Source organism: Alcaligenes phenolicus (assembly GCF_032063905.1).
Taxonomy (GTDB): Bacteria; Pseudomonadota; Gammaproteobacteria; order Burkholderiales; family Burkholderiaceae_B; genus Alcaligenes; species Alcaligenes phenolicus.
The window spans coordinates 219,644-235,550 of record NZ_DAMBOE010000006.1 but is presented as its reverse complement, the minus strand read 5'-3'; the positions used below and the strand labels follow the sequence as shown (position 1 = coordinate 235,550).

Annotated in this window: 20 protein-coding genes; 6 read left to right on the top strand and 14 right to left on the bottom strand. The window is 55.4% G+C overall.

All coding sequences use genetic code 11. From position 1 onward, the window contains the following. Window positions 1-4: 4 nt before the first annotated feature. The 7 genes from U2949_RS13910 to U2949_RS13880 form a co-directional block, all read right to left on the bottom strand. The gene (locus tag U2949_RS13910; protein ID WP_321288363.1) at window positions 5-1,168 is read right to left on the bottom strand and encodes a benzoate/H(+) symporter BenE family transporter; all 1,164 of its coding nucleotides are present in this window, start codon (window positions 1,166-1,168) and stop codon (window positions 5-7) included. A 267-nt stretch (window positions 1,169-1,435) separates the two neighbouring features. Next, window positions 1,436-1,711, bottom strand: coding sequence for a muconolactone Delta-isomerase (catC, locus tag U2949_RS13905; protein WP_009454559.1), 276 nt, complete (start codon window positions 1,709-1,711; stop codon window positions 1,436-1,438). Between the two features lie 33 nt (window positions 1,712-1,744). Beyond that, entirely contained in the window at window positions 1,745-2,548 is an 804-nt protein-coding gene (gene pcaD / locus U2949_RS13900) for a 3-oxoadipate enol-lactonase (protein WP_321288361.1), read from the bottom strand. Then, window positions 2,545-3,213, bottom strand: a complete 669-nt coding sequence (locus tag U2949_RS13895; protein ID WP_321288359.1) for a 3-oxoacid CoA-transferase subunit B — start codon at window positions 3,211-3,213, stop codon at window positions 2,545-2,547. Before U2949_RS13895 ends, pcaD begins: the two co-directional genes overlap by 4 nt. A gap of 26 nt (window positions 3,214-3,239) precedes the next feature. Next, complete coding sequence (locus tag U2949_RS13890) at window positions 3,240-3,935, bottom strand: 3-oxoacid CoA-transferase subunit A (RefSeq protein ID WP_009454565.1); 696 nt, start codon at window positions 3,933-3,935, stop codon at window positions 3,240-3,242. 125 nt (window positions 3,936-4,060) lie between these two features. Further along, complete coding sequence (gene catA / locus U2949_RS13885; protein ID WP_009454566.1) at window positions 4,061-4,996, bottom strand: catechol 1,2-dioxygenase; 936 nt, start codon at window positions 4,994-4,996, stop codon at window positions 4,061-4,063. Window positions 4,997-5,064: 68 nt separating this feature from the next. Continuing rightward, complete coding sequence (locus U2949_RS13880; RefSeq protein WP_026482747.1) at window positions 5,065-6,240, bottom strand: muconate/chloromuconate family cycloisomerase; 1,176 nt, start codon at window positions 6,238-6,240, stop codon at window positions 5,065-5,067. A 143-nt stretch (window positions 6,241-6,383) separates the two neighbouring features. On the opposite strand from U2949_RS13880, the gene U2949_RS13875 reads away from it, so the two are divergent. After that, the gene (locus U2949_RS13875) at window positions 6,384-7,256 is read left to right on the top strand and encodes a LysR family transcriptional regulator (RefSeq protein WP_321288357.1); all 873 of its coding nucleotides are present in this window, start codon (window positions 6,384-6,386) and stop codon (window positions 7,254-7,256) included. A gap of 31 nt (window positions 7,257-7,287) precedes the next feature. Here U2949_RS13875 and U2949_RS13870 read toward each other — a convergent pair whose 3' ends face one another. Continuing rightward, on the bottom strand, window positions 7,288-7,626 hold the full coding sequence (locus U2949_RS13870; protein WP_321288354.1) for a hypothetical protein: 339 nt from the start codon (window positions 7,624-7,626) through the stop codon (window positions 7,288-7,290). A 149-nt stretch (window positions 7,627-7,775) separates the two neighbouring features. Between U2949_RS13870 and U2949_RS13865 the strand changes: the two genes are divergently transcribed. Beyond that, a complete protein-coding gene (locus tag U2949_RS13865) occupies window positions 7,776-8,651 on the top strand; it encodes an alpha/beta hydrolase family protein (RefSeq protein WP_321288352.1) in 876 nt (291 codons plus the stop codon). Between the two features lie 33 nt (window positions 8,652-8,684). After that, window positions 8,685-9,155, top strand: a complete 471-nt coding sequence (locus U2949_RS13860) for a MarR family winged helix-turn-helix transcriptional regulator (protein WP_086068311.1) — start codon at window positions 8,685-8,687, stop codon at window positions 9,153-9,155. A 195-nt stretch (window positions 9,156-9,350) separates the two neighbouring features. Here U2949_RS13860 and U2949_RS13855 read toward each other — a convergent pair whose 3' ends face one another. Next, window positions 9,351-11,021, bottom strand: coding sequence for a 2-isopropylmalate synthase (locus tag U2949_RS13855; RefSeq protein ID WP_321288403.1), 1,671 nt, complete (start codon window positions 11,019-11,021; stop codon window positions 9,351-9,353). Between the two features lie 285 nt (window positions 11,022-11,306). Here U2949_RS13855 and U2949_RS13850 point away from each other — a divergent pair, with 285 nt between their 5' ends. Then, window positions 11,307-12,143, top strand: a complete 837-nt coding sequence (locus tag U2949_RS13850; RefSeq protein ID WP_321288349.1) for an AraC family transcriptional regulator — start codon at window positions 11,307-11,309, stop codon at window positions 12,141-12,143. A gap of 221 nt (window positions 12,144-12,364) precedes the next feature. Here U2949_RS13850 and U2949_RS13845 read toward each other — a convergent pair whose 3' ends face one another. The 4 genes from U2949_RS13845 to U2949_RS13830 all read right to left on the bottom strand — a co-directional run bounded on the left by U2949_RS13845 (window position 12,365) and on the right by U2949_RS13830 (window position 13,889). Next, on the bottom strand, window positions 12,365-12,553 hold the full coding sequence (locus U2949_RS13845) for a hypothetical protein (RefSeq protein ID WP_009454580.1): 189 nt from the start codon (window positions 12,551-12,553) through the stop codon (window positions 12,365-12,367). Then, window positions 12,546-13,094 carry a zeta toxin family protein gene (locus tag U2949_RS13840; protein WP_009454582.1) on the bottom strand — a complete coding sequence of 183 codons (549 nt, stop codon included), beginning with the start codon at window positions 13,092-13,094 and terminating at the stop codon, window positions 12,546-12,548. Before U2949_RS13840 ends, U2949_RS13845 begins: the two co-directional genes overlap by 8 nt. A 197-nt stretch (window positions 13,095-13,291) precedes the next feature. Then, entirely contained in the window at window positions 13,292-13,489 is a 198-nt protein-coding gene (locus U2949_RS13835) for a YgaP family membrane protein (RefSeq protein ID WP_009454584.1), read from the bottom strand. Window positions 13,490-13,577: 88 nt separating this feature from the next. Beyond that, a complete protein-coding gene (locus tag U2949_RS13830) occupies window positions 13,578-13,889 on the bottom strand; it encodes an ArsR/SmtB family transcription factor (protein ID WP_026482752.1) in 312 nt (103 codons plus the stop codon). A 119-nt stretch (window positions 13,890-14,008) separates the two neighbouring features. Between U2949_RS13830 and U2949_RS13825 the strand changes: the two genes are divergently transcribed. Next, a complete protein-coding gene (locus U2949_RS13825) occupies window positions 14,009-14,353 on the top strand; it encodes a carboxymuconolactone decarboxylase family protein (RefSeq protein ID WP_009454588.1) in 345 nt (114 codons plus the stop codon). 21 nt (window positions 14,354-14,374) lie between these two features. Then, window positions 14,375-14,749: a DsrE family protein gene (locus U2949_RS13820; RefSeq protein WP_321288343.1), complete on the top strand. Its 375-nt coding sequence runs from the start codon at window positions 14,375-14,377 to the stop codon at window positions 14,747-14,749. A gap of 114 nt (window positions 14,750-14,863) precedes the next feature. Here the strand turns inward: U2949_RS13820 and U2949_RS13815 are convergent, their stop codons facing one another. Further along, window positions 14,864-15,904, bottom strand: a complete 1,041-nt coding sequence (locus U2949_RS13815) for a hypothetical protein (protein ID WP_321288341.1) — start codon at window positions 15,902-15,904, stop codon at window positions 14,864-14,866. Window positions 15,905-15,907: the final 3 nt, after the last annotated feature.

Genomic DNA, 15,907 nt, shown 5'->3' with positions numbered 1-15,907 from the left:
TTTTTCACTTATGTTTGGACCCAAGCAGGCGATAAGCCACCAAGCCAAACACCACGCCCCAAAATGCGGCGCCCAGTCCAAACAAGCTCATACCTGATGCGGTAGTTAGAAATGTGATGACAGACGGCTCGATATAGCCGCTTTCACTGACCATCACCCGCACATTGGCCACGATGGCCCCTATCAAAGCCAGACCCGCCAGGGCTGCAATCAAGGAGGCGGGCAAAGCCGTAAACAAATACACAATCGAGCCGGCAAAGGTGCCGCCCAAAAGATAAAACACGCCATTGGCAATACCGGCCACATAACGCTTGTCCGGGTCAGGATGAGCATCCTTGCCCGTGCACAAAGCGGCGGTAATGGACGACAGCACAATAGTGATGCCCCCAAAACAGGCCACCAACATCGAGGCCAAACCGGTGCCAGCCAACACGGGGCGCGATGGCGTGGAGTAACCCGCCAACTGCAAGACCGCCATGCCGGGCAGATACTGCCCCGTCACACTGACCAGCACCAAGGGCAAGGTCAGGCTCAACAAGGTCGCGATATTGAATTCGGGGCTGACCCACACCGGACTGGCCAGCTCCAGCTGGAACGCCTCCATATGCACTTGCCCGCTGGCCATGGCCATCACAAATCCGGACAGGGCCACCAGCACAATCGCGTAGCGCGGCAAGAAGCGCTTGCCCAGCAAGTACACCGCCAACATCACCAATACGATGGCGGGCATGTCACTGCTGGACTTGAACGCCGCCATACCGAACTGGAGCAAAATACCGGCCATCATGCCCGCAGCAATGCCCTTGGGGATGAAGGAAAGAATCTTTTCAAAACCGCCTGTCAGACCAATGACGACGATAATCAAGGCAGCGCTAAGATAGGCCCCCACCACTTCAGGCATGGTGATGCCTGGAAACAGGGTCAGCAGCAAGGCCGTACCCGGTGCGGACCAAGCTGTAATGATGGGCAGCTTCAGATACGCACTCAGGAGCAAACCGCTCAAACCAGCGCCTATGGAAATCGCCCAAATCCAGGAGATCAACTCCGCGTCAGCAATTCGGCCCACTTGTGCGGCCTGAATAAAGATCAGCAAAGGCCCGGCATAGGCAATCAACACCGACAAAAATCCGGCCACCCAGACCGACGCCGATCCACTTTTCAACCCCATCGTTTTGTCTCCCCAGTCTTTTCGTTTGAATTCTCAACTTTACTCGGTGCTCAGGCTGCGCTGGGATCGCAGCCTGAGTTTTTTACCGCCGGGTCGTCCCAAGGCTCGGCGCCCCCGGTAAAAAGCGCCCCCTCGAGGATGAGCCGGGACACACAGTAGTCCATTGCGAACTGCTGCGTGCCTGGCGAATCCGAGCGGGATGCAGGCCGCGAGGTGGAGCGCAAGCCAAAGGCGCAGCGTGGGGGCCCTTTTAACTGCACCTGAAACTTAAATGGCCGACGGGTGCGTCGCCAAGGGAGTCACGGAGATCTGCATGTAAGGGAACAAGGGCAAGGCGCTGAGCAGATTGTGCAGCTCTTCATTGCTCTCTACATCGAATACGCTGTAGTTGGCGTACTGACCCACCACGCGCCAGATATGCGGCCACTTGCCCGAGCGTTGCAGATCCTGCGAGTAGGCTTTTTCTTCGGCCTTGATACGGGCGGCCTCTTCGGCTGGCAAAGAGTCAGGGATATCAACAATCATGTGAACCAGATAAAGCATGGTGTTCCTTTCTAAAAACAAGCGCTCGGGCACTTAGGCCTGGGCTAAAAAATTCAGTACGGCACGCTCGAAGGCTTCGGGCGCTTCCAGATTGGACAGATGCGAAGCCGGTACGACCGCCACTTTTGAGCCAGGAATACTGGCTTGCATGGCCTGAGCATCGGCAACTGTCGTAACCGGGTCCCATTCGCCAGCGACCAGCAGGGTCGATGCCGCAATACGGCTGATCTGATCACGCAGATCCGACTCGGCCAAGGCATCGCAGCAAGCGGCGTAACCCAGTGGATCCAGCTTGGCCAGACTGTCCTGCATGGCCTTCACCAGTTCGGGCGATTGCTGGATAAAGGCTTCACCAAACCAGCGCGAAGGCGCCGAATCCGCCAAAGTACGCATCTGGGCGGCACCGCCTTGGCGCAAAGCGTCGGCCCGTTCTTGCCAAGCTTGGGCAGTACCAATCTTGGCCGCGCTATTGCACACGATCAGCGCATTCAAACGCTCCGGTGCATTCACCCCCAACCACAAGCCAGTGTGGCCGCCCATGGACAGACCACAAAACGCAGCGCGTTCAATATCCAGTGCATCCAGAATCGCCAGCACATCACGCCCCAAATCCTTGAAGCGGTATGGGCCGGGAGTGACCGGACTGCCGCCATGACCACGGGTGTCATAACGGATCAGACGATAGGACTGGGCGAAACCTGCCACCTGCGGGCCCCACATCTCTTGCGTGGTGCCCAGGGAGTTGCTCAGAATCAGGGCCGGGGCCAGCGGATCACCTTCCACGCTGACGCGGAACATGCCCCGCTCGGTATTCAAGGCGCTGGGGCTGACCGTCATTGGCCCTCTCCCTGCTTTGCCGCGGCAATAGGCAAACCAATCATTTCTTCCAGTGCCTCATGGGTCAAACCGGGCACCAGATCAATCAGTTGCAAACCGTCTAGCGTGCAAGCCAGGGTTGCCAAATCGGTATATACGCGTTTCACGCAAGCCAGGCCGGTCAAGGGATAGCTGCATTGCTCAACCAGCTTGCTGACGCCTTGCTTGGTCAGCACATCCATCATGACCCAGGTTTGCTTGGCACCAATGGCCAGATCCATGGCACCGCCTACAGCGGGAATCGCGCCGGGCTCACCCGTGCTCCAGTTGGCCAGATCGCCGGTTGCCGACACCTGAAAGGCGCCCAGCACACAGATATCAAGATGGCCGCCACGCATCATGCCAAAGCTGTCGGCATGATGGAAAAACGCACCACCGGGCAGCAGCGTCACCGCCTGCTTGCCCGCATTGATCAAGTCGTAATCTTCCTGCCCGGCAGCCGGTGCCGGGCCCATGCCCAGGATACCGTTCTCGCTGTGCAGTACCACTTCCACACCAGCGGGCAAATGGTTGGCCACCAAGGTGGGCATACCAATACCCAGATTCACGTAGGCGCCGTCATGGATGTCCTGGGCGACGCGCTGCGCCAATTCGTCTTTACTGCGGCGCTGATAATTGAGCGTCATGCTGTCCCCCTTCATGCTCTGTCCGTTCATGCCTTGAACCCACCTGCTTCTGTGCGACTGCGTGGCACCACCACGACGCGACGCACATGAATGCCGGGCGTCACAATGGTTTCGGGGTCCAGCTGACCCAGTTCCGCCAGCTCAAACACACTGGCAATGGTGGTGCGAGCCGCGGTTGCCATGACCGGACCAAAGTTGCGCGCCGCCATGCGGTAGGTCAAATTCCCCCAACGGTCCCCCCGCTCGGCCTTGATCAGGGCGACATCTCCATGAATGGGCTCTTCATAGACATGCCAGCGACCATTGATCAAACGTGTTTCCTTGCCCTTGGCCAGTTCTGTGCCATAGCCTGTCGGGCAGAAAAAGCCACCGATACCCGCACCGGCGGCGCGCAATCGTTCGGCCAGATTGCCTTGAGGCACCAACTCCAGCTCGATCTTGCCGCTGCGATACAAGTCATCAAATACCCAGGAATCAGCCTGACGGGGGAAGCTGCAAATAATTTTGCGAACCCGGCCTGTTTTAAGCAAAGCCGCCAGCCCCACATCGCCATTACCCGCGTTGTTGTTGACGATAGTCAGATCGCGAGCGCCTTGCTCGATCAGACCGTCGATCAACTCTGTGGGTATGCCAGCCGTTCCAAAACCACCGACCAGAATCGTGGCGCCGTCCTGCACATCATGCAAAGCCTGTGCAACACTGCTTACCTGTTTATCGATCACTCCGTTCTCCGTATAAAGCGCTGACGCTACGGATGGGCTCAGCCCTTACGTCAGGCACAGCAAAAACAAGTCAGCCCAGGGCCTGGTTTGACTTGGCAAACACAGGCCCTGGACTGAAGCAAGACTTAGGCAGCCAGACGTGGACGATTCACGATCTGGTTGTCCTTGCCATCGACCAAGGGGGTCAAGGAAATATCAAACACGATCTCTGCAAAAGGACCATCCAGGTTTTCGGCAGCGATGCGGGCAGGATCCGTGTGCTCGGTCAGCGGTGGCACCAGACCGTCGCGAGTAGCGTAAGCGAAGTCGTCATACACCAGCGGGTCACCGTCGATATTGATCTGCGTGGTCAGTTTGCGGTGGCCAGGAGCCGTCACAAAAAAGTGAATGTGCGCGGGACGGTTACCGTGACGGCCCAGCTCGTTCAGCAGGCCTTGGGTAGGACCATCCGGTGGACAGCCGTAGCCCTTGGGCACAATGCTCTGGAACTTGTAGCGACCGTTTTCATCGGTAATGATGGTGCGGCGCATATTGAAGGGCTGTTGCTCGCCAGTGGGGTCAAAGTGCGAGTAAAAGCCTTTGGTATTGGCGTGCCAGACTTCAACCTGAGCACCCGCAATAGGCTTGCCGTCCGCACCAGCCACGACGCCGTGCATGATCAGGGTTTCGCCAGCGGTATCGGAACCGTCATCCAGGCGAACAAAACCTTGCGCCACAGGAGCGCCCGACACATACAAAGGACCTTCAATGGTACGTGGCGTACCGTTGTCCAGACCCAGTTCCTTGTCCATGGCGTCCATGCGCATGTCCAGGAAACGGTCAAAGCCCAGACCGGGAGACAGCAAACCGGCCTCGCTGGCCGTACCCAGACGGTTCAGGTAAGCCACGGCTGCCCAGTACTCGTCGTTGGTGATTTCCAGATCCTCAATGGTCTTGAACAGATCGCTGATGATGCGGTACATGATTTGCTTGACGCGTGGATTGCCACCGGGCTGATCCAGGCCAGAGGCCAAACGCAGGAAGTCTTGTACATCGGGGGTGTCAAAAATTTTAACGCTCATTCTGTGTCTCCTAATATCCTGAAAAAAGTGTTCCAAGCAAAGCCGCTACGACTGGCTTCTTATTGCGCCTAGGCAGCCGAGCCAACACTGACTTGTGTCCTGTCGCGGCGGAAATACTGGACACGATCCTCGTCCAGTACGATACCCAAACCCGGCCCTTGAGGTATCTGTAATTCAAAATTGCTGTAATTCAGTGGCTCTGCCAGGATTTCCTCGGTCAAGAGCAAGGGCCCGAACAGTTCCGTGCCCCACTGCAATTGGTTCACTGTGGCAAACACATGGGCAGCGGCAATCGTGCCGATCGCGCCTTCCAGCATGGTGCCACCATACAATTCAATACCGGCGGCTTCGGCAATCGCTGCTACTTGCAAACCTGCACGCAAACCACCGGACTGTTCGATCTTGATCGCGAACACGTCGGCGGCGCCATCACGGGCCAGCGCAAACGCAGAGGCCGGGCCGGTCAGGGATTCATCGGCCATCAAGGCAATCGGGAAACGACCTTTCAGATCGGCCAGAGCATCAGCACGACGCACTGGCTGCTCCACCAGCGAGCACCCGGCATCGACCAGGCCAGCCATACCATACTGAGCCTGCAAGGGGCTCCAGGCCATGTTCACATCCACGCGAACATCGGCGCGATCACCCATCGCTTTCTTGATAGCCGCTACGTGCGCCACATCGTCCTTTACCGGGCGGCGACCAATCTTGAGTTTGAAAATACGGTGACGAGCCTGCGCCAACATGCGCTCGGCTTCATCAATATCCTTGGCGGTATCACCCGAGGCCAGTGTCCAGGCAACAGGCAGGCTGTCGCGCATGCGGCCACCCAGCAGGTGCGACACCGGCAGACCGGTGCGCTTGCCCAGAGCATCAAACAGCGCGGTTTCTACCGCACTCTTGGCGAAACGGTTATCCTGAATCGCCGTGTTCAAGCGAGCCATCAAAGCCGGCACGGCGCTGGCATTGGCGCCCAGCAGCAAGGGAGTGAAGTAGGTGTCGATGGCCAGCTTCATACCTTCGGGCGACTCGGCACCGTAGGCCAGACCACCAATGGTCGTGCCCTCGCCTACACCCACCGTACCGTCCGAACAGTACAAGCGCACCAGCATCAAAGTCTGGCCTTGCATGGTCGTCATCGCTAATTGATGAGGACGGATCGTAGGCAGATCCAGCAGCAAAGTCTCCACCCTTTCGATCAGGGCTGGAGCTGCTAATAGTTGAGAAGATCGCGTGTGTTCCATGCCTTGATTGAACACGAAGCAGGCCCGTTATTTCCAAGACTAAATAGATCTAGTTCTATACCTTTAGAGTATAGTTTCTGATATAAATATTAAAAATCAAGAAACTAAACACCATCAATTCAGCCTAGGTATGGTTTTCCCTTATGGATCTACGTCAGCTCAAATATTTTGTGGCCGTTGCCGAAACCCGCAACTTCACACGGGCGTCGGAGCGTCTGCACATGGCCCAGCCCCCGCTTAGCCGACAGATCCAATTGCTGGAAGAGGAGCTGGGCGTCACGCTGCTGCTGCGCAATAACCGCCCCTTGCGGCTGACCGAAGCCGGACGAGTATTTTATGAGCAGGCCTTGCAGATCTTGAGCCGGGTCGATCAACTGGTGCATACGACACGGCAAATCGGGCTGCACCAACGACAAACCCTGTCGATAGGCTTTGTGGCTTCTACCCTGTACGGCGGCCTGCCCGCTTTGATGCGCAAGCTAAGGCATCAGTATCCGGAAGTGGATATGCAGACGGTGGAGCTGACCTCCATGCAGCAGTTGGAGGCTTTGAAATCGGGACGGATTGATGTGGGCTTTGGGCGTATACGGCTGAATGATGCATCGGTGCAAAGAACCGTTTTAAGGGAAGAACAACTGGCTTTGGCGCTCCCACCCAGCTCGGATTTAGCAGATTCGGACGAGCCAGTGAGCTTGAAAAAGGTGCAAGGGCAAAAACTGATTGTGTATCCCAAAGAGCCTCGACCCAGCTTTGCAGACCACGTTCTGCATCTGCTGCACGATCACAGCGTGCGCCCGGCAGAAGTCTATGAGGCCGGGGAAATTCAAGCGGCCTTGGGCCTGGTGGCGGCCGATTCCGGATTGTGCCTGATCCCTACCTCGGCGCGCCTGCGCAACGATCTGCACTATCGCCTGATAGAAGAACCACAGGCGACTTCACCGATTATTTTGACGCACAGGATTAATGATCAGGCCTGGTATATCGAGGCGATTAAAAGGCTGGCAGAGGAAATGTAAATTAGACATTCCCCGCCCTCCTTTAATTTCCCTATATCCTTTCCCAACCATTTCCAGGTTCATCCGCGACTATTCCAGAAATCATTTCTATTACTTCCGAACGACTGACATTTTGCCCCTTCACCAAAGGGGATTCTGTCAAACGACTATTAAAATAGAGACGCCCAACATCTGTTAGCGAGTAAAAGCCATCACTATCTTTCAACAACCTAGAGTTTTCAAGATGCGTTCTATAGTTTTCCATAAATAACGAAATTTTGTATTTCTCTCCTGCCAGCAAACCAGTGACTTCTAATATTGCCTGAAAATAAGCCCTCATCTCTCTACTGTTTGATTTTGGAACACTAATCAATCTATTCAGTCGTCTCATGTAGTTCCCCTTTATCGAATAAGTCTGCTTTAGCTTATATTCAACTCCCTACTTTAACCACTCCTTATTATCCGTACCATAAAATAAGTTGACGTAAATATAACGCTCTAATAGCATCATTAACACGTTAACTATAATTAGAGACAAGCATGCAACAGGTGACGATTCAGCAGGCTGGCAAGGACCCGATCAGTGCGACGCTATGGCCTGCTGCTGATGCCAAAGCGAGCATCATCATCCACCCCGCCACAGCCGTTCCACAGGATTTTTATCATCCTTTTGCTGAGCATCTGAACAGCCTGGGTTTTATTGTTCTGAGCTACGACTACCGGGGCATAGGCCGATCTCGTCAGAAGGACATACGGCAATGCGATGTCTCCATGTCCGACTGGATGCTGGAGGATGCGGTTTACGTCACGGATTGGCTTACTCATCATTTTGAAGGTCTGCCCATTTTGGCCATTGGTCATAGCGTTGGTGGGCATGCGATTGCTATCTCCCCCGCGACACGTTCCGTGAAAGCGGCCGTCATGATTGCATCTCATGCGGGGATCACCGATTTGATCGAAAAGCCCATGGAGCGCTTTCGGGTGGGCTTGATCATGCGGGTGCTCACTCCTGTGCTGTGTGGTCTTTGCGGCTATATGCCGACTCGTCGTTTGGGCTTTGGCGAGGACCTTCCACGTGGCGTCATGCAGCAATGGAGCCGCTGGACGCAAAAGCCTCATTATTTTTATGACGACCCGCAGCTGGATGCCAAACAACGCGCCAGTCAGCTTGATATTCCTTTGCTGGTTATGGGTTTTGATGATGACCCCTGGGCCAATCCGCGAGCTATTTCCAGGCTGTTGGAACCACTAGGCAAGGCCCGTATAGAAAGGCATCAAATAGAGCACAAGCAGCTGGGTTTGGCGCATATTGGTCACATGGGCTTCTTTCGTAAACGCAACGCCGAGGCACTTTGGCCTATAGTGGTCGACTGGCTGATCGCACAAAGCGAATCCGGCCCTGCATCGAATTCCTGACGTCTAACCGATATCTATCCAGCCATCGCCACAATGAGCCAAAAATCACAGCCACGTTTTGTCTTTTTGTTGAACCATGCCCACAAGGCTTTGCAGCGCTGGATTCAGAAGCAGCCCTCGGCATGGACAGATATCAGCGCGGCCCAAGTTGGCATGCTGTTCCTGATTCGCTCTCAAGGCTCGGTCACGGTGGGAGAAGCGGCCAGCGCCTTGCAAGTGGCTCCGGCTGCGATTACAGGATTGTCCAAGCGCATGCAGGCAGCAGGCCTGATTCAACGCCTGACGGACGATGTAGATACGCGCAAAATTTGCCTGACGCTGACTCCCGCCGGAGAAGAAGCCAGCATCAAGGCCAAATCAACGTTGCAGGACTTGAATCAGCAACTATCCGACGGCTTTACGGAGGATGAACTGAAGGTGGTGGCACGCTGGTTAAGCCAGGTGGTGAATCTAGACCTGCCCACAGAAAAGAATGTTGATCAAAAAGACGAACTGCCTGCTTGATCGCATTTACTTGAATGTAAAGAGTGTCCGTTTTTCGTAAGCCAGGGACGTGAATGCGGTTTTATCCGCTCGCTATGTGAAGCATTCTTCAAGCAGAGTCGTCCCCTGACTCAGAGCCACTTACCCGTCAAAGGTGGCCCGCGCTGTTGTATTACACACAGAAGTTAGCGCGGCCCACCGCAGCTTGATGGCTGCTTATGCCTCCACCTCCTCGAAACGCGCCGCCGCATTCATCACCGCCATCACACTGGCCGTAATGATATTCGCGTGCTTGCCCACGCCAAATTTCGATCCAGGCACACCCGGCATGACCGCTTCCACAATCGCCATCGCATAAGCATCCGCACCAGAACCCAGGCTGCGCTCCTCGTAACTATCAATACGCAAAGGCAGGTTCAAGGCTGCCACCGTCGCCGCAATCGGCCCATTGCCCGTTCCGGTATAGGTTTCAGTCTCGCCATTGGCATTGACGCATTGCAGCTCTATACCCTGCTGCCCTTGTGCCTCATCGAACAGGCGATGCGCTCGGTAGCTATTGTTCCCCTGGCGCTGATTGGCTTGCAGATAGGTGGTCTCAAACAGTTCCCAAATCTGCTGGCTGTTCAGCTCCGTTTCGCTGGAATCGGCAATCTGCTGAACAATGGCACTGAACTCCACCTGCATGCGGCGCGGCATCACAATACCGTAGTCGCGTTGCAGCAGAAAAGCGATGCCTCCTTTGCCGGACTGGCTGTTGACACGCACGATGCTGTCGTAGGTGCGGCCCAAATCCTTGGGGTCGACTGGCAGATAAGGTACACGCCACAGGGCATCTTCTTTCTGCACCGCAAAACCCTTGGCAATCGCGTCCTGATGGGAACCGGAAAAGGCGGTAAAGACCAGATCGCCCACGTACGGGTGACGTGGGTGAATGGGCAAGGACGTAGCCTCTTCTGCGATACGCGCCACTGCCGAGATGTCAGAGAAATCCAGATTCGGAGAGACACCCTGGGTATACAGATTCAGGGCCAACGTCACCACATCCAGATTGCCACTGCGCTCGCCATTGCCAAACAGACCCCCCTCGACACGCTGTGCACCGGCCAGCATGGCTTGTTCAGCGCAAGCAACGCCCGTTCCGCGATCATTATGCGGGTGTACCGACAGGACGATATGTTCGCGCCTATCCAGATGGCGATCCATCCATTCAATCTGATCGGCAAAGACGTTCGCTGTCGTCACTTCCACCGTGGTGGGCAGATTGATAATCATGGGCCGCGCTGGACCCGCGTCCCAGGCATCAATAGCCGCATTGCAGACAGCCAGCGACACCTCCAGCTCTGCCATGCAGAACGTTTCAGGTGAGTATTGCAGCACCCACTCCGTTTCCGGGTGCTTGGCCGTCAGGCGCTTGAACACCTCCACATGGTGACGCACCATCTCGATGATTTGCGGCACCTCCATCTTGAAGACGATTTCCCGGAAAGCGGGAGCAATCGCATTGTAGAAATGCACAATCACACGACGCGCGCCCGCCACGCTGCGTACCGTGGTCTCGATCAAATCCTCACGCAGTTGGGTAATGACCATAGGCGTGACGTCGTTCGGGATCATGCCCTCGTCAATCAGTTGCCGGACGATATCAAAATCGGTTTGCGAGGCAGACGGAAAACCCACCTCGATTTCCTTGAAACCAATGCGGACCAGTTCCTGAAACAGGCGCAACTTACGGTCGCGATTCATGGGCTCGAACAGGGCCTGGTTACCGTCACGCAAATCAGTAGACAGCCACACGGGCGCTTGGCTCAGGGTACGCTGCGGCCACTGGCGATCGGGCAAATTGACGACAGGAAAGGGACGGTATTTGTGGGAAGGATCTGTCAGCATGGGAACCTCGAATATAGGGAATGACATACCTGGCTTCCCTACTCCAAGGAGCTGGCTACAGTCGGGGTCTGGGGAAACCAGGATAGGACCATTCGCGCACACAGGCGTACGGACCCCGACCGGATGTCAGGGCTAGTAGGCCTAGCGATAGCAAGTGCAAATGAGTCACGACAGGTTCAATCCCAAAGTGCTTGATGAAGACGATAAAAGCACTTTAGACTGCAAGACACTTGGCCTTCTATCAAAAAATAGTCATTTGTTTTATTTTTTTAGACATTCCTGAATATGGGCTACGCATCCCCTGAACGCGGTGGGCGGGCACTGGACTTGTCTCACTCCGATACCTCGCCCTTGCTGGTCAGCGGGGTAATCGAGCATTACCCGCCCGGGCATGAAGTGCCCCGCCATAGCCACCACCGTGGGCATCTTTTGTATGCCACTGAAGGCGTACTGCTGGTGCAGGCCGATACCGGTCAGTGGCTGGTGCCACCCACCACCGCCGTCTGGTTGCGACCCGGCGTGCCGCATCAGCTCAATGCCACCACCGCCGTGAATGTGCATGGTTTATTTATTGATGAGATTCTGGCCGCACAATTACCGGACCACGACTGCGTGATCCATGTCACACCACTGGTGCGTGAATTGATTGCAGCACTGGTGCGGGTGATTCCGCAAGAGAACCCGCCGTTACGAGACGCCTTACTGGGACAGCTATTGATAGAAGAGTTGCGCGTGCTGCATCCCCTGCCTTTTCATTTGCCCTGGCCGGAAGAGGAATTGATGCGACGGATTTGCGAAGACCTGGTGCGCTCGCCAGCCCAGCAAAAAACAATGGATGAGGTGGCGCGGCAATACGCCTTGACGCCGAAAACCTTGCATCGGCGTTTCCTGAAAAGCACGGGGATGAATCTGGGGAAATGGCGGCAACAGATGCGCTTGATGGCCTCGATCCAGTTTCTGCTGCAAGGCAGGTCCATCACGCAGGCGGCGCTGGAAAGTGGCTATGAAAGTTTGAGCGCTTATTCAGTAGCCTTTAAAAAGACCTTTACTTATCCACCTTCGGAGTTTCTGGCGACTTTGAGCCAGTACCCTGATACGGAGCATGATGTGGGCATGGTCTGAAGCCGATCTCGACGACAAGGATGTCTGGCAGATTGGAGTAACTACTTAGTCTGCCAGCCTGCTTTCTGGCTGATCCCATGCGCTATACGGATATTCATGCGGCCATCTTAGACTTGTCTACAAGACCCATCGCCCTCTTGAGTTCTTCACAAAACCAGCTGTTCAGCAGCAACAAAAGTACGGCGCGAGCAGGTCAGGGCCGCGATCGCAGCCCAGCGTCGTCAACTCTTGCAGACTTCCTGCCGCAGTTGCTCTGCCGAGAGCTTGATCATCTTGCCGTTCTCTACCAAGACCACCGAGGTATTGGTTTGCATGGCCACAAAACGTGCCGACTGCGCTGCACGCTCCAAGGCGGCCAACGAAGCACGCAAGTCCGGGTTTTTTGCTTTGGAAATATCTTCTTTATTCATCTTTCTCTCCCCACTCCAACAGGACTGGCACACTGCCTGCGTTATCGTACAAAACCCAATCATCCACGGTGTCCCGATAATGATGCAGGAAGTTCTTCATGCCAGCCGCAAAGCGGCGACGAATGACGGGTTCGGGGATGTTATGGCCACCCTGACGTACCCGTTCTGCCACCCGTGCGATCGCCATATCCGCATCGGGCAGACTTAAAAAATACAAGCTGACGCGATAGCCCTGCGCCTGCCATTTTTCAATATGGCGCACATAGCCTTGGCCAGACAAGGTCGTTTCCAGCGCGAAGCTCTCGCCCAGGCGAACCGCTTCTTTCAATTCGTCCAGCATCAAACGCCCCGCTTTGATGGCCGCGCTTTCTGGCGCAAAAGGCGACAAACCTGCAGCAATCAGATCTGCATTGATAAAACGCAGCACCTCCGCCTCGGCCGGGAGGAAAGAGCGCGCAAACGTCGTCTTGCCTGCCCCGTTTGGGCCAGCAATGATCAGAATCTTTTTGCTCTTGCCCGTGTCAGCGTTGTTGCCAGACATAAATACACCTAAACAATGTCCACATTGAACAGATTTGTATCATACATTGGCGAAAAGGCCAGCCAAGCGCCTTGCTTTGGCCGCCACGCATCCGCGAGACAAGGCGGGTTTTCAGGCAATAAAAAGGCTCCTTGAGCACAAGGAACCTTTTCAAGGAGCGGGCGGGAATGCCCCGCTACCAGGCCATAGCGACTGATCTATTGACGCTTTTTCAGCGGGCAGGTGCTCAGGCCCAGCATGGGGTACAGCGGGCAAAAACCGACCAGCCCCGTAATCAGAGGAATCAAGCCCAGCCAGCCCCACCAGCCGATGACGTTCGTGACTGCCAGCGCAATCAGCACCACACCCACAACGATACGAGCAATACGATCCAAACCACCTACATTGCTTTTCATGGCGAATCCTTTCAACAAAGAAGCAAGGGAAAAACGGGTCGGGCGATGGCTGGAAGGCGATGCGCCCTGCTCCCTGCGGCCTTCAGGCTCAGGGACAGAAAATATCTTTCAAGGTGCCAATCAACTTGGCGACGTTCGGGTCCTCAATGCGGTAATACAAGGTCTGCGCCTCGCGCCGGTAGCTGACCAGGCCTTCCTGGCGCATGCGCGCCAAATGCTGCGACAGGGCCGAGGGGCTTAACGCCACCATCTCGTTCAGTGCTCCCACACTCATCTCGCCTTGCTGAATCAAGAGACACAAAATCACCAGGCGTTTGGGATTGCCCACCGCCTGCAACAAAGCAGCCGCCTGATCAGCGCTCTCTTGCAACAGCTCGATGTCGGATTTGCTTTGGATCATGATTTATCCAGCTTTTCTTGCGCATTAATTTAGATAAATCTTAATTTAGCATATACTGAATTAATGCAGTCAACAATTTCAGCATTCCTTTGCTTTTGTTAATACGACAGGAGTTATGCATGAGTGAAACTAGCTACAAGCAACTGACCCAAGGCATTTCCAGCAATCTGGCGCAGCTACGTCAGACCCAGGCTGACGTGATGAAAGGGTTTGGAGATCTGGGCAAGGCCGCCATGACAGGCGGTGCCCTCGATGCCAAAACCAAAGAATTGATAGCCTTGGCAATTGGCGTAGCCACCCATTGCGAGGGCTGCATAGGCTTTCATAGCAAGGCCTTGGCGCAGATGGGAGCCAGTCTGGAGGAAGTACATGAAGCCTTGGGGGTTGCGATCTATATGGGCGGTGGTCCATCCGTGATGTACGCGGCCAATGCCGTTGCCGCATTCAATGAATTCAAGTCTTGAACCGAAACAAGGAGAATTGTGATGCCTAAACCCGCTGCTTTTGTATCGACGCTGTTCCATGCCCAGGGCAATCCCGACAAAGTAACCGTGGCCCTGACCATGGCTGTCAATGCGGTTCAGAAAGGACATAGCGCCTGCCTGATTCTGATGGCTGAAGGAGTCGCGCTGGGTGTACCCGGTGCCGCCGACCCCATCAATATTGGGGCCCCCTTTGAACCGGCAGCAGAGCTGTTGAAGAAATATCTGGAACAAGGCGGGCGCGTAGCCGTGTGCAAGTCCTGCATGCTACATAACGGCTTGAGCGCCGAGCAGATGGACCCACGTTTTGAGATCATTACCGCACCGGATGTGATCGACCTGTTGATGGGTGCGACCGGGTCTTTACAGATTTCCTGATACGCTGCATCGTCAAATGCAAAGCAGGCCAAAACCATCTCTTTGTTTTGGCCTGTTTGTTATCGACACGCCATACCCATATTCAGTAAAGCAAGCAACCGACCTGTAAGCGCATCAAGCCGAATGCGCCAGCAAAGCCTCCAGCAAAAAGAAGCTGGCGCATGCCGACTCCACCAGTTCAGTCTGCCCCGGCGCAACTTTATAAAGATGCCCCACAAAACGGCCGGTCTCAATTAACTCGGGAGTCAGCAAGGCATCCAGATACAGGCGCGATTGCTCCTGCAGCCATTCTTGTTCCGGCAGAATCTGCCACAGCTCATACATGGCCAAAGAAGCAATCGCCCAGGCCGAACGGTCTACCGGGCTTAACGGAGATCTCTGCGTCAAAAAGCCATGTGCAAACCTCCCCCAACGCTCATGCCAATATCGGCAGGCATTCAGGGCTGCTTGAGCATAGGACTTTCTGTCATACAAGCGCGTTGCGCTTGCCATGCCCAACATGGCCCAGGCCTGCCCTCGTTGCCAGGTTTCCGCACCCTGCTCGGCCAGCACATCATGCCCTCGCAACAAGACCGTATCGCGCCAGGCTCCGCTACGCTTTTGCAAGTAGCGCAGGCAAGCATCCACATGCCATTGTCCAAACTGACGTGCCACCGGCCCACCCTGCGCATCCAGCACCAAAAGCGTCGGAGCCAGAGCATCCACATTCAGCATGTGATTGCCTGCCTCCCCGCCCCCCATCCCGGACCCCAAGGGCCAGAAGCCGCTGGACGCATCAAAGCTGTTCAGCAAGGCTTGAGCAGCCTGATCCACATAGGCTTGCGCCTGTCTGTCACCATGCCAGAGGCTCCCAAGGCCAGAGCCATACCAGAACACGAAACTGCGATTGATGCTGGGCTCTTCCAGCCAGACTTGCAGCTTCTGACTCCAGTTCAGCGCCTGCTCCCTATCCTGCTCCTGACCACTGATCAAGGCACGTCGCCACCACAAGCCCGCCCAGAAGCCCCCCAACCAGGAGCCACGTCGCGACAAGGTCCATTGCTCGGACGAGGACTGTCTGAACAAGGGAAACTGCTCCCCACATTGCTCGGCAACCTGGTCCATATTCGCAAAAATGGACTCGATGCTGGCTGATCCCAATACCTCTACAGACATCCC

Coding starts and splice junctions, on each gene's coding strand:
- U2949_RS13870 (WP_321288354.1), bottom strand. CDS start 7,626: ATGAGACGACTGAATAGATTGATTAGTGTTCCAAAATCAAACAGTAGA.
- U2949_RS13835 (WP_009454584.1), bottom strand. CDS start 13,489: ATGAAAAGCAATGTAGGTGGTTTGGATCGTATTGCTCGTATCGTTGTG.
- catC (WP_009454559.1), bottom strand. CDS start 1,711: ATGCTTTATCTGGTTCACATGATTGTTGATATCCCTGACTCTTTGCCA.
- U2949_RS13875 (WP_321288357.1), top strand. CDS start 6,384: ATGGATCTACGTCAGCTCAAATATTTTGTGGCCGTTGCCGAAACCCGC.
- U2949_RS13865 (WP_321288352.1), top strand. CDS start 7,776: ATGCAACAGGTGACGATTCAGCAGGCTGGCAAGGACCCGATCAGTGCG.
- U2949_RS13895 (WP_321288359.1), bottom strand. CDS start 3,213: ATGACGCTCAATTATCAGCGCCGCAGTAAAGACGAATTGGCGCAGCGC.
- pcaD (WP_321288361.1), bottom strand. CDS start 2,548: ATGACGGTCAGCCCCAGCGCCTTGAATACCGAGCGGGGCATGTTCCGC.
- U2949_RS13825 (WP_009454588.1), top strand. CDS start 14,009: ATGAGTGAAACTAGCTACAAGCAACTGACCCAAGGCATTTCCAGCAAT.
- U2949_RS13850 (WP_321288349.1), top strand. CDS start 11,307: ATGGGCTACGCATCCCCTGAACGCGGTGGGCGGGCACTGGACTTGTCT.
- catA (WP_009454566.1), bottom strand. CDS start 4,996: ATGAGCGTTAAAATTTTTGACACCCCCGATGTACAAGACTTCCTGCGT.
- U2949_RS13830 (WP_026482752.1), bottom strand. CDS start 13,889: ATGATCCAAAGCAAATCCGACATCGAGCTGTTGCAAGAGAGCGCTGAT.
- U2949_RS13815 (WP_321288341.1), bottom strand. CDS start 15,904: ATGTCTGTAGAGGTATTGGGATCAGCCAGCATCGAGTCCATTTTTGCG.
- U2949_RS13860 (WP_086068311.1), top strand. CDS start 8,685: ATGAGCCAAAAATCACAGCCACGTTTTGTCTTTTTGTTGAACCATGCC.
- U2949_RS13910 (WP_321288363.1), bottom strand. CDS start 1,168: ATGGGGTTGAAAAGTGGATCGGCGTCGGTCTGGGTGGCCGGATTTTTG.
- U2949_RS13845 (WP_009454580.1), bottom strand. CDS start 12,553: ATGAATAAAGAAGATATTTCCAAAGCAAAAAACCCGGACTTGCGTGCT.
- U2949_RS13820 (WP_321288343.1), top strand. CDS start 14,375: ATGCCTAAACCCGCTGCTTTTGTATCGACGCTGTTCCATGCCCAGGGC.
- U2949_RS13840 (WP_009454582.1), bottom strand. CDS start 13,094: ATGTCTGGCAACAACGCTGACACGGGCAAGAGCAAAAAGATTCTGATC.
- U2949_RS13855 (WP_321288403.1), bottom strand. CDS start 11,021: ATGCTGACAGATCCTTCCCACAAATACCGTCCCTTTCCTGTCGTCAAT.
- U2949_RS13880 (WP_026482747.1), bottom strand. CDS start 6,240: ATGGAACACACGCGATCTTCTCAACTATTAGCAGCTCCAGCCCTGATC.